This is a genomic window from Bacillus sp. B1(2022), assembly GCF_040259625.1.
Taxonomy (GTDB): Bacteria; Bacillota; Bacilli; order Bacillales; family Bacillaceae; genus Bacillus; species Bacillus velezensis.
In genome coordinates, this window is sequence record NZ_JANIFO010000003.1 from 93,372 (window position 1) to 105,749 (window position 12,378).

Sequence of the window (12,378 nt, forward strand, 5' to 3'; positions counted from 1 at the left end):
GGAATAGTTATCATTTTTTAGTCAATAATGCAGTCAACAATGTTACAATATATGTAGAAATGCTAGCGGCAGGTGGGACTATGGGAAAATATCAAGCGCGTATCATTTCCTTAATCTTGGCAATGATTTTTATTATGTTTTGGGATTATTTATTTTATATGATTGAACGGAATCCAATTAATTGGCCCGTTGACATCACCTTTACCGCCGTCACATTAATCAGCGTCTGGCTGCTGGCTTATTATGTGGATAATAAAAAGCAGCTGCTGGCGGAGCTGAAGGACAGCGAGCAGAAAGCAAAGGCGCTTTCAGATGAGAAAAACCGGATCATGGACAATCTGCAGGAAATCGTTTTTCAGACGGATGCTCAAGGGAATATTACATATTTGAATCAGGCCTGGACGGCGATTACGGGCCACTCCATCAGCGAATGTATGGGTACGATGTATAATGATTATTTTATAAAAGAAAAACATATCATTGATTATATTATCTCCCAAATCAAGCAGCAGTCCCCGTCAGGAATGTTTACGGCCAAATATATTAAAAGAGACGGCTCGATCTTTTGGGGAGAAGTCCATTATAAGCTGTATTATGACCGCAGACAGAAATTTGTCGGAAGCCTGGGGACGATGTCTGATATCAGTGAACGGAAAAAAGCGGTCGACGAGCTTCTGGAAACGAACGAACGCCTTGCCATGCAATCTCAAAAGCTGGCCATTGCCGGGGAGCTTGCGGCAGGAATCGCCCATGAAGTAAGAAATCCTTTAACGTCAGTCAGCGGCTTTCTCCAGCTGATGAAAGCCCAGTATCCGGAAAGAACGGATTATTTTGATATTATTTTTTCGGAGATTAAAAGGATTGACCTTGTGCTGGGGGAGCTGCTTCTGCTCGCCAAGCCGCAGACCGTGACGTTTACCGCTCATCATCTCAACCATATTTTACGGCAGGTGGCGACGCTTCTTGACACGAACGCGGTGCTGTCGAACACTGTAATTGAGAAGGATTTCAGGCAGACTGAGTCCTGTATGGTCAACGGTGACGAAAACCAGCTGAAACAGGTATTTATCAATATTATTAAAAATGCGATTGAAGCGATGCCTGACGGCGGGAATATTCATATTTATACAAAACGGGATGAAGAATACGCGGTGATCAGCATACAGGATGAAGGAAACGGCATGTCGAAAGAAAAGCTTGAAAACATCGGGAAACCGTTTTTCTCAACAAAAGATCAGGGAACGGGTCTCGGGCTTCCGATTTGTTTACGAATTCTGAAGGAGCATAATGGTAAACTTAACATTAAGAGCAAAAATGGAGAAGGCAGTACGTTTCAGGTGATTCTGCCGTTAGAAGCGGCTGCTGTCCAAAAGGAGGAAAAATAACTTGCTTCTTTTTGTATACGGTTTGTTACGGAAGCGTGAAGAAAACCATGAACTGCTGAAAGGCGCTCCGTGTGTGTGCGAGCAGGCTGCGATAAACGGCGTGCTGTACGAAACGGATAAAGGTCAGCCTGCGGCGTCTTTAGCAGAAACAGCTTTTGTGTACGGGGAATTGTATGAAACAGATCATCAGATGATCCGTAAGCTGGATGCGTATTATGCTGATTTTGATCGAAAAGAGGTTGCCGTGACGACGGATGCCGGGAATAAAACCGCCTTCGCATATGTCGTAAAGCCCGACCAGTGTGCCTCATTCAGCCGTATCAAAAGCGGAGACTGGAAAGAATACCGTTTTATGAAACGGGAGGATGACAGTCCGGTTTATTATTTCGCTTACGGCTCCTGTATGGACAATGCCCGGTTTAAACAGGCGGGGGTCGACCACTTTTTTGCTGAGCCGGTCGGAGGGGCGGTTGTTGAAGGGTATTCGACGAGATTCACATTAAGGCGTCCTGACGGTTCCAGAGCCGATCTTGTTGAAGACGGGGGACGAACTGAAGGCGTGCTGTACAAGCTCCCGTTTGAAGCGGCAACCTATCTGTACAAAAGAGAAGGTGTTGATAACCACACATACCGTCCCGCGTTCATAGAAGTGTGTGCCGGCGGCCGTGTATACAGAGGCGTCCTGACGTTTCTCGTTCTTGATAAAGCTGAGGAAATTGCGCCTCCGGGTCACTATCAGGAAGAAATCGAACGCGGAGCGGACCTGTATTTATCGCCCGCCTTTTCAGAAAAGCTTAAACGCTATATGAACTCATTGCCGAAAATGTGATACTATTCCTATTAGAGATATTGTTTAAAGGAGTACTGTTATGAGAAAAGAGTTTGCCGTTATCGGTCTCGGACGCTTCGGCGGAAGTATTTGCAAAGCATTAAGTGAAGAAGGCCTTGAGGTCATGGCGATGGATATTGATGAAGATAAAGTAAATGAATACGCCAAAATCGCATCACACGCGGTCATCGGCGATTCAACCGATGAATCGGTGCTGAAAAACTTAGGGCTGCGCAACTTTGATCACGTCATTGTGGCAATCGGCGAAAATATACAGGCGAGCATTTTAACGACGCTGATCTTAAAGGAACTCGGCGTGAACACGATCACTGTTAAAGCGCAGAACGATTATCATGAGAAAGTGCTTGCGAAAATCGGGGCCGATCACATCGTCCACCCTGAACGTGATATGGCAAAACGCATCGCCCACAACATCGTATCAAATAATGTGCTTGATTATTTGGAGCTGTCCGACGAACACAGCATTGTGGAGATCGTGGCCAACAGCAGGCTTGCGGGCAACACACTGCTTGATCTGGACATCCGGGCGAAGTACGGCATTAATATCGTGGCCATCAAGAGAGAAAAAGAAGTGATCGTATCTCCGCTGGCGACTGAAATGATCCAAAAAGAAGATATTCTCATCGTTATCGGCTCTCTTACGGACATTTCCCGATTTGAAAAAAGAGTGCTTCACACAAAGTGAAAAGCCGTCCGTAAAAGGACGGTCTTTTATTATGTCAGAATAGAAAGACATTTATCGTGTAAGCGGTATTTTCTGCAATTTTTATTGACTATGATCAGGCGATCCGATAGCATATTGTACCATATAAAGAAAAAGAGGAGGCCTCATTTTGAACAAAGAAACACTGGCTGAACGGCTGAATGCATCAGCCGGCAGACAAAAAGCCGATACCGTCATTAAAAACGGAAAAATCATGGATGTATTTAACCAGGAATGGATTTCTGCAGATATCGCCATTACGGGCGGAGTGATCGTCGGGCTGGGCGAATATGAAGGGGAAGAAGTCATTGATGCAGAAGGTCAAATGATCGTTCCGGGCTTTATTGACGGACATGTTCATATCGAGTCCTCTATGGTTACTCCGATTGAATTTGCTAAAGCCGTCCTCCCACACGGAGTGACTACTGTCATTACTGATCCTCACGAAATTGCGAACGTTTCCGGAGCAAAAGGCATTTCTTTTATGATAGAGCAGGCGAAAAAGGCGCCGCTGAACATCCGTTTCATGCTTCCTTCCTGTGTTCCCGCCGCTAGCTTTGAACGCTCAGGAGCCGTATTAAAAGCCGAGGATTTAAAGCCTTTTTATCAGGAGAAAGAGGTGCTCGGACTTGCGGAAGTAATGGATTATGTGTCTGTGGCGGAAGGTGAAGAGGATATGCTTCAGAAACTGCTTGATGCCAAGCGTCACGGAAAACGGATCGACGGGCATTTAGCCGGACTGTCTTCAGATATCATCAATATATACAGAACCGCAATGGTGTCAAATGATCATGAAGTGACGACAAAAGAAGAAGCGCTGGACAGAATCAGACGGGGAATGTATGTCATGCTGCGCGAAGGATCGGTGGCAAAAAATACGCTCAATGTACTGCCGGCGGTGAATGAAAAAAACGCGCGGCGCTTTTTCTTTTGCACGGATGATAAGCATGTAGATGATCTGCTTTCAGAAGGAAGTGTGAACCACCAAGTCAAAATGGCGATAAAGGCGGGACTTGATCCATTCCTTGCGTATCAGCTCGCCAGTTTAAATGCGGCTGAGTGCTACGGTCTTGAAACAAAAGGGGCGGTAGCGCCGGGTTTTGACGCAGATCTGCTGTTTATTTCAGATGTACGGGAGGCTGCCGTCACGAAGACCATGGTCGCCGGCCGGACCGTTGCCGAGAACGGACGCACGGTTTATGAACAGTCTGCCGGTTCCTATTCGCCGGACCAGGCGCTGTTGGATACAGTGCGGCTGAAAGCGCCGCTGACTGAATCGGATTTTCATATACCGATTCAAGAGGGCAAGAAAATGAATGTAATCGAAATGATACCGAATCATTTGGAGACGAGAAAAAAAGAAGTGCCTGCACCGTCTGCTGACGCGTTTTGTCCTGATACAGAAAATGATTTATTAAAAATCGCCGTCGCAGAGCGGCACAGCGGCGAAAAAATGATAGGACTCGGGATTGTACAAGGGTTCGGGTTAAAAGAAGGCGCCATCGCCACAACCATTTCTCACGATTCCCATAATATCATCGCCGTCGGTACAAACGATGCCGATTTGGCAAAAGCAATCAACAGGCTCCGTGACACCGGAGGAGGATTAACAGCCGTGAAAAACGGAGAATTGCTTCATTCCGTTCCGCTTCCGATCGCCGGGCTTTTGTCTGATAAGTCGGCGGAATGGGTCAATGACAGCTTGGGCGTGCTTCATGAAAAGCTTCCTCTGCTCGGATTCACCGGTGATTTCAATCCGTTTCTCACACTATCGTTTTTAGCGCTTCCGGTGATTCCGGATATTAAAATGACAGCAGCCGGTCTGTTTGATGTCAAAGCCTTTCAGCATATTCCGCTGCAATAAAAAAACTGCACTCGTAATGAGTGCAGTTTTTTTTTAGACCTCCATAATGATCGGAAGGATCATCGGGCGGCGTTTTGTTTTTTCGTATAGGAACGGAGCAAGCGTATCGGTAATTTCGTTTTTAATTTCGGACCACTGCGTTGTTTTCCGATCCATTACTTTCTCCAAATGGTTCGAAATCAGCTGCTGCGCGTCATTGATCAAATCACCGGATTCTCTCATGTATACAAAACCTCTTGAGATTAAATCAGGCCCCGCCGAAACCTTAAAGTCGTCCATATTGATGCTGACAACAACGATAACAAGGCCTTCTTCTGAAAGAATGCGGCGGTCGCGGAGCACGATATTGCCGATATCACCGATTCCGCTTCCGTCAATGTAAACGGAGCCGGACGGAATTTTGCCTGCCACAGCGGCTTCTTCGCCTTTGAGGGCCAGCACTTCGCCATTATCCATGATAAAGCAGTTTTCTTCAGGTATCCCGCAATCAGTCGCGAGTTTGACGTGCATTTTCTGCATTCTGTACTCACCGTGAATCGGCATAAAGAACTTCGGTTTGATCAGGCGGAGCATTAATTTCTGCTCTTCCTGTCCGCCGTGTCCGGATGTATGAATGTCATTCAATGAACCGTGAATGACTTCTGCGCCCGCACGGTACAGCTGGTTGATGGTGCGGCTTACGCTGATTGTGTTTCCGGGAATCGGAGAAGAAGAAAAGACGACCGTATCTCCGGGATTAATGGAAATCTGCCGGTGCGTCCCGTTAGCGATGCGTGATAACGCCGCCATCGGTTCACCTTGGCTTCCCGTACATAAAATTGTTACCTTATTGGCAGGCAAACGATTGATTTCGTTATGCTCAATAAACGTATTTTTAGGACAGGTAATGTAGCCGAGATTTTGTCCGATTTCAATAGCCGATTCCATACTGCGTCCGAATACGGCAACTTTTCTGCCTTTTAAAACGGCTGCTTCAATCACCTGCTGAAGACGGTGTATATTCGAAGCGAATGTCGCAAATATAATTCTGCCGTCCACTTTTCGGAAAATATCGTGAATGCTTTCGCCTACGCGGCGTTCTGACATGGTGAAATCAGGAACCTCACTGTTTGTACTGTCAGAAAGCAGGCACAGAACGCCTTCTTTCCCGATTTCAGCCATCTTTGTCAAGTTTGCCGGTTCGCCTACCGGTGTGAAATCGAACTTAAAGTCCCCGGTATGTACGATATTGCCCGGCGGTGTTTTGACGACGATTCCGTATGAATCCGGAATGCTGTGTGTCGTTCTGAAGAAGGATACTGACGTCTTGCGGAACTTCACGATGTCGTCTTCACCGATGATGTTTAATTTGGTCTGTCTTAACAGCCCGTGCTCTTCAAGTTTATTCCGAAGTAAGCCGATCGCGAGTTTACCGCCGTAAACGGGAATATTTACTTGTCTGAGCAGGTACGGAATACCGCCGATATGGTCTTCGTGACCGTGGGTGATAAACAGACCTTTAATTTTATCTTCATTTTTTACTAAATACGTGTAATCGGGGATTACGTAATCAATGCCGAGAAGTTCATCTTCCGGGAACTTGATTCCCGCATCAATCAGTACAATTTCATCCTGAAACTGCACCCCGTACGTATTTTTCCCGATCTCGCCCAATCCGCCGAGGGCGAAAACGGCAGTCTGGTCATTTTTTACAAATTTCATTCCGCTCATAACTCCAATACTTTAAAATTTTCGCTCTGCTTCTCATATTCTAAAAAAGCACCGTCCACAGGCTGAACAAATTCAATGTTGTATTTCTGATCTTTCAGTTTCGTTCTGACGTCCCGTTCTGAAACGCCCTCAATGTAAAGTGAATCTGTTTTTTCCCGAACAGGTACTTCGTCAGCCTTCTCTTGATAAAATACCTTATAAATCATCCAAATCTCTCCTTAAATGCCGTATGTTAGACTCGCTTATTCTATTATATTCGAAAACGGATTATAAGGAAAGTCTCGAGCAAAAAAGGGACTTTCAAAAAACGAAAGATCCCTTCTACGCGATGACTTTTTTCCGGAGCATTCCGCCCCACTGTCTTCTGAGTTTCTTCCGTAATCGGCGCAGCATCGTATACCTCCTTTAAAGCCCTTTATAGCAGTAGTATGCGGAAAAAATGAATTTGTTTTCGTGGGTAAAACTGGAATTTCATCAAGGCGGTTTTCCGGAAGAAAAACTTTCTGTATGATGATATTGAAAAAGACACGACTGATAAACGGGAAAAAGGAGAAATTGACATGAAACCAAAATTGATCTTTTTTGATATTGACGGCACGATCTATGACCATGATAAACATATTCCCGATAGCGCAAGAAACGCCGTGAAGGCGCTTAAAGAGGCTGGCCATCACGTTTTTATCGCCAGCGGAAGGTCCCCGTTTATGGTAAAACCGATTCTGGAAGAGCTGGAGATTGAATCATTTATTTCATACAACGGCCAGTATGTCGTTTTTGAAGGTGAGGTCATTTATAAAAATCCGCTTCCTGAAGATGCGGTTGCGCGTTTATTAAAGCAGGCGGCAGAAGGGGAGCACCCCGTCGTATTTATGGCGGAAGACACGATGAAAACGACCGTCCCCGGACATCCGCACGTCTCGGAAGGAATCGGCAGTCTGAAAGCGCCTTATCCCGAAGTTGATGAAACTTTTTATAAAGGAAAAGAAATTTATCAGCTGCTTTTATTCTGCCGCGGACATGAAGAAAAAGCATATGCCGCTTTTCCGGAGTTTGATTATGTCCGCTGGCATGAATTGTCAACGGATGTGCTTCCGAAAGGCGGTTCAAAAGCGGAAGGCATTAAAAGAGTGCTTGAGCGGCTTCCGTACGGCGTAAGTGACACTTATGCATTCGGCGACGGACTAAATGATCTTGAGATGATCCGTTTTGTCGGCACCGGGGTGGCGATGGGAAATGCGGTTCCGGAATTAAAAGCTGCCGCCGATTTCGTCACAAAGCCGGTGGATGAAGAGGGAATCAGCTGGGCCGTCAAAGAACTGGGCCTTTTGAAATAAAGAAAACCGGCACTTTGGGAAGTGCCGGTTATTTTTAACGGTCAATGGCAATGGCGTTTTCAGGTTCTTTGAACGGATTTTCTTTATCGATATGGTCGTAAAACATCACGCCGTTCAGATGATCGATTTCGTGTTGAAACACAATGGCCGGAAAACCTTTGAGGCGGATGTCAATCTGTTCTCCTTCAAGCGTCACCGCCTTTACGCGGATGCGGGCGTAGCGCGGCACATAGCCGGGAATGGGTTCGTCTACCGACAGGCAGCCTTCTCCGCTCGTCAAGTAGCTTTTTTCCACTGAGTGGCTGACGATCTTAGGGTTAAAAAGAGCATAGCTGTATAAAGTGCCTTTCGCATCTTCTGCATGGACGGCGATCATCCGTTTTTTTACGTCTGTTTGGGGAGCGGCAAGACCGACGCCCGGACGAAGCTTGTATTTCTCGGCTAATTCAGGATTTTGGCTGTTTTTCACAAACTCAATCATATCAGCAAGATGCTGTTTTTCTTCGTCAGAAGCGGGAAGCTGAACCTCTTCAGCGATCTCTCTGAGCGCGGGATGTCCGTCGCGTACAATATTTTCCATAGTAATCAAGAAACTTCACTCCTAAAGCTTAATATGTAAATTATAGCGAATTTCTTTATCGTGGCGCAACGAAACAATTGGCCGGCCATAGCAGGCCGGCCGATGTTCATGGTGTATAATGTCAGCAGCCGCAGCCTAAATAAGCGGCACCGACGATGATTAATAAGATAAACAATACGACGATTAATGCGAATGTGCGGCCGTATCCGCCGCCGCAGCCGTAACCGTAACCGCCGCCATAACCATATCCGCCGCCGCAACAACCGCCGCCAAATCCGCCGCCAAATCCATATCCGTACATAAAAAAACCTCCTCTTTTAATTACGCTGACCCTCTGTCAGCAGGGCCGGCGTCTACTATAAACTATGTAAAAGCCAAAAAGATGTATGGTCATCCGCCCTGTTTTCTCAATTTTTTACGCAAGTATTCTTTGAAAGCACCGTAAGCGTCTTTACACGGTCATGCCAATTACAGCTCAGCTATTGTCAAAAAGCGTTCGGGCTTCTATAGTGGAAATTGTCAAGATTGGGGGATTTTAAGTGAATATGATTCAAAAAAAGGTATTAGCAGGAATCGGAGCGCTCGGCGCCGCAAGTATGCTGCTTGCCGGCTGCGGGGGAAAAGATCCGGTTGAATCGCTTCATGACTCGATGGAAAAAGCCGTTCAAGCGGAAAAACCGTTTCAAAAAGAGCAGAAAACATTAGAAAAATTGGAGAAAAAAGAGCATAAGCTATACGACAGCGCGGTTAAACTGAATATAGATGATTACCAGAAAATTGTCACACTGTCTGATCAGGCTCTGAGCAATGCAAATCAGCGAAAAAAACATCTGAAAGCAGAAAAAGACAGTATTGATGATTCAAAAAAAGCGTTTGAATCCGCAAAAAAAACTTCTCAAGAAATAAAAGATAAGAAAGTAAAAGAAAAAGCCGGGCATGCTGTCGCTTTAATGGAGAAAAGGTATGCATCTTATGATCTTTTGTACAAAAAGTACGAAAAAGCCATTTCACTTGATAAGGACCTTTATAAACTGATTAAAGATAAAAAGCTCACATTAGCGCAGCTGGAAGAGCAAATCAGCAAAGTAAACTCAGTTTACGAAAAGGTGCATAAACAAGCAGATGAGTTCAATCAATTTACTAAAGACTACAACAAAGAGAAAGAACTATTATTCCGCAAATAGTATAGTGAAGGCATATCGGCATGGGCTGATGAACTGATAACAACCGAGTTCAGCCGCCTGTAAAAAGGCGGCTGAAGAATTGGTATATACGTGTGTTTCCCATTGACAACAAGTAAATCATGGTATAGTATTTATTTAGGGAAATATTCACATAAAACCAATCGTTGTTTCGGCACGTTGGAATGTTTTTATTATATTGATATATATAAAACAGAATGAAAATGTGATTTTAATTATCAGAAAATTCTATCTATTTATATTTACGGCGATATGATATTTGTACATGCTTTTTGCTTTTAAACCTTTATCCGGCATAAAGGTTTTTTTATTTTGCTTCGTAACGCTTATTAAGTAAGGGTGCTGAGAGTAAACGACAATTTTAAAATTGAAGTGAAAAACGTTAATCAAAATCGGAACGAAAAGAAACGGCAGAAATACGGAACAGGAGGAAAACAAATGCTTGCTTACGTCTTTCCCGGACAGGGAGCGCAGTTTAAAGGAATGGGCAGAGACTTATTCGATGAATTCAGTGAGCTCATTAAAAAGGCAGATCATATTTTAGGATACTCCATAAAGGATTTATGCCTTTCAGATGAAAAAGAGAGGCTGACTGATACGAAGTATACACAACCTGCAATTTATACAGTGAGCGCACTGCAATATTTAAAGGGTTTAAAAGAAGGTCATACACGCCCTGATGCTGTTGCAGGACATAGTCTTGGTGAATATACTGCGCTTTTTGCGGCCGGCGTTTTTAATTTTGAAACAGGTCTCCGGCTGGTTGCTAAAAGAGGCGAGTTAATGAGTGAGGCTTCCGAGGGCGGAATGGCTGCCGTGATCGGACTGGATGAGCATCACATAAAAAAAATACTTCAAAAGTATGAATTCGGCCAAATAGATATCGCCAATTACAATACATCTTCACAAATTGTGATAGCAGGGGCTGCAGAAGAGATAAAGCGGGCAGCCTCTTTTTTTGAAAAAGAAGGGGCGAAAGCTTATATCGTATTGCAAGTCGGCGGAGCTTTTCATTCTCGTTTCATGGAAAGTGCACAGCGTGAATTTGCGGAATTTATCGAGGAGTTTCATTTTTCTGAATTGAATTTCCCAGTCATTTCTAACTATACGGCAAGACCTTATAAACAAGAAGATATCAAACGGAATTTAATTGAACAAATAACAAACTCGGTAAAATGGACTGAAAGCATCAGGTATCTAATGGGACAAGGCGTAACTGTGTTTGAAGAGATCGGTCCTGGAAACATTCTGACTAAATTAATTCAAACCATACAAAGAGATGAGGAACCGCTTACTATCAGTGCGCCGGAAGACAGTCTCTTTTTTTCTGAAGGGAACACGGACAATTCGGAAAGCGGGAAAGAGCATAGCCTCTTGGCCGAAAATATAGAGAGCGGTGCAGCTTCACCGGTGTCCCGATTGGGTGATCAATCTTTCAAAGAAGATTACGGTTTGACATACGCGTATTTGGCAGGTGCGATGCATAGAGGGATCTCTTCCGCTGAAATGCTGATCCGCCTCGGGAAGAAAGGAATGCTGGGGTTCTTTGGCACAGCGGGTTTACCTATAAGGGAAATTGAACAGGCCCTTATTTCTATTAAGAAGACACTCAAAAATGGCCAGCCCTACGGAATGAATCTGCGATTTGAGCCGGATCATCAAGATAGAGAAAAGGAATTGATAGATTTATATATCAAGCATGACGTACGAGTAATAGAAGCGTCTTCGTATCTTTCTGTCAGCGCACCATTAATTTATTACAAAGCGCATCAGTTGAAGATAGACAAAAGCGGCAGGGTCATACCTCATAATCGGATCATTGCCAAAGTTTCACGGCCGGAAGTTGCGGCCGCATTTCTGAGTCCGCCTCCTCAAAGTATCGTAAAGAGAATGTGTCAGCACGGTATGCTGACGGAAGAGCAGGCGGAGTGGCTCAGCCGTATTCCGGCAGCAGACGATATCATTATTGAAGCAGATTGCGGAAGTAATACTGAACAGGGCTCATTGCCAGCGATGCTGCCGTTTTTTGTTAAGCTGCGGGATGAAATGATGGAAACACACAAATACGCAAGGAAGATAAGGGTCGGGGCTGCGGGAGGAATCGGAACTCCCGAGTCTGCCGCGTCTGCTTTTTTAATGGGCGCTGATTTTATTATGACGGGATCCATTAATCAATGTACAGTTGAAGCCGAAACAAGCGGTTTTGTTAAAGAAATGCTGAGTGAGACAGGAATATGCGATACTGCTTATGCGCCTTCGGAGACTCTGTTTGAGTTCGGAACAAAAGTTCAGGTGCTGAAAAAGGGCACGCTGTTTCCGGTCAGGGCAAATAAATTATTTCAAATCTACCAACAATATGAGTCTTTGAGTGAGATAGATGAAAAGACAAAGATTCAGCTCGAAAATGATTATTTTAACAAAACTTTTGATGAAATCTACGAAAGCTTAATAGAAAAACAGCCGAACCTCGCCCAAAAAGCTGAGCGCAATCAAAAATATAAGATGCTGTTACTATTTAAGTGGTATTTGCAGAGAGGATGTCTGCTTGCTTTGGAAGGGCAGGAAGAACAAAAGGTGAATTTCCAAGTTCATTGCGGCCCGTCTTTAGGCGCTTTTAATCATTGGGTAAAGGGCACGGATTTGGAATCATGGAGAAACAGACATGTCGATGACATTGGTGAAAAATTGATGAATGAGACCGAAAGTCTGCTAAGGCGCAGATTGGATACGTTATTTCTACACTAAAGAAG

The 12,378-nt window shown here is 44.6% G+C and carries 11 protein-coding genes; 7 read left to right on the forward strand and 4 right to left on the reverse strand.

Annotated features, from left to right (window positions below):
• Positions 1–80 precede the first annotated feature (80 nt).
• The 4 genes from NQS30_RS06805 (at position 81) to ade (ending at position 4,802) form a co-directional block, all read left to right on the forward strand.
• Entirely contained in the window at positions 81–1,385 is a 1,305-nt protein-coding gene (locus NQS30_RS06805) for an ATP-binding protein (protein ID WP_007409646.1), read from the forward strand.
• Between the two features lies 1 nt (position 1,386).
• Complete coding sequence (locus NQS30_RS06810) at positions 1,387–2,214, forward strand: gamma-glutamylcyclotransferase family protein (protein WP_015239773.1); 828 nt, start codon at positions 1,387–1,389, stop codon at positions 2,212–2,214.
• A gap of 40 nt (positions 2,215–2,254) precedes the next feature.
• Positions 2,255–2,920: a Ktr system potassium transporter KtrC gene (gene ktrC, locus NQS30_RS06815; RefSeq protein ID WP_003154554.1), complete on the forward strand. Its 666-nt coding sequence runs from the start codon at positions 2,255–2,257 to the stop codon at positions 2,918–2,920.
• 148 nt (positions 2,921–3,068) lie between these two features.
• Positions 3,069–4,802, forward strand: a complete 1,734-nt coding sequence (gene ade / locus NQS30_RS06820; RefSeq protein ID WP_043021212.1) for an adenine deaminase — start codon at positions 3,069–3,071, stop codon at positions 4,800–4,802.
• A gap of 33 nt (positions 4,803–4,835) precedes the next feature.
• On the opposite strand, the gene rnjA is transcribed toward ade, so the two are convergent.
• Positions 4,836–6,503, reverse strand: a complete 1,668-nt coding sequence (rnjA, locus tag NQS30_RS06825; RefSeq protein ID WP_007611151.1) for a ribonuclease J1 — start codon at positions 6,501–6,503, stop codon at positions 4,836–4,838.
• A gap of 5 nt (positions 6,504–6,508) precedes the next feature.
• The gene (locus NQS30_RS06830) at positions 6,509–6,718 is read right to left on the reverse strand and encodes a DNA-dependent RNA polymerase subunit epsilon (protein WP_003154548.1); all 210 of its coding nucleotides are present in this window, start codon (positions 6,716–6,718) and stop codon (positions 6,509–6,511) included.
• Between the two features lie 354 nt (positions 6,719–7,072).
• Here NQS30_RS06830 and NQS30_RS06835 point away from each other — a divergent pair, with 354 nt between their 5' ends.
• The gene (locus NQS30_RS06835; RefSeq protein ID WP_015239775.1) at positions 7,073–7,846 is read left to right on the forward strand and encodes a Cof-type HAD-IIB family hydrolase; all 774 of its coding nucleotides are present in this window, start codon (positions 7,073–7,075) and stop codon (positions 7,844–7,846) included.
• Between the two features lie 34 nt (positions 7,847–7,880).
• Here the strand turns inward: NQS30_RS06835 and def are convergent, their stop codons facing one another.
• On the reverse strand, positions 7,881–8,435 hold the full coding sequence (gene def / locus NQS30_RS06840; RefSeq protein WP_003154544.1) for a peptide deformylase: 555 nt from the start codon (positions 8,433–8,435) through the stop codon (positions 7,881–7,883).
• A 112-nt stretch (positions 8,436–8,547) separates the two neighbouring features.
• Positions 8,548–8,727: a YjcZ family sporulation protein gene (locus NQS30_RS06845; RefSeq protein ID WP_007409651.1), complete on the reverse strand. Its 180-nt coding sequence runs from the start codon at positions 8,725–8,727 to the stop codon at positions 8,548–8,550.
• 244 nt (positions 8,728–8,971) lie between these two features.
• Between NQS30_RS06845 and NQS30_RS06850 the strand changes: the two genes are divergently transcribed.
• Positions 8,972–9,610, forward strand: coding sequence for a YkyA family protein (locus NQS30_RS06850; RefSeq protein ID WP_167340984.1), 639 nt, complete (start codon positions 8,972–8,974; stop codon positions 9,608–9,610).
• 456 nt (positions 9,611–10,066) lie between these two features.
• On the forward strand, positions 10,067–12,373 hold the full coding sequence (gene fabD, locus NQS30_RS06855) for an ACP S-malonyltransferase (protein WP_167340641.1): 2,307 nt from the start codon (positions 10,067–10,069) through the stop codon (positions 12,371–12,373).
• The last annotated feature ends 5 nt before the right edge of the window (positions 12,374–12,378 follow it).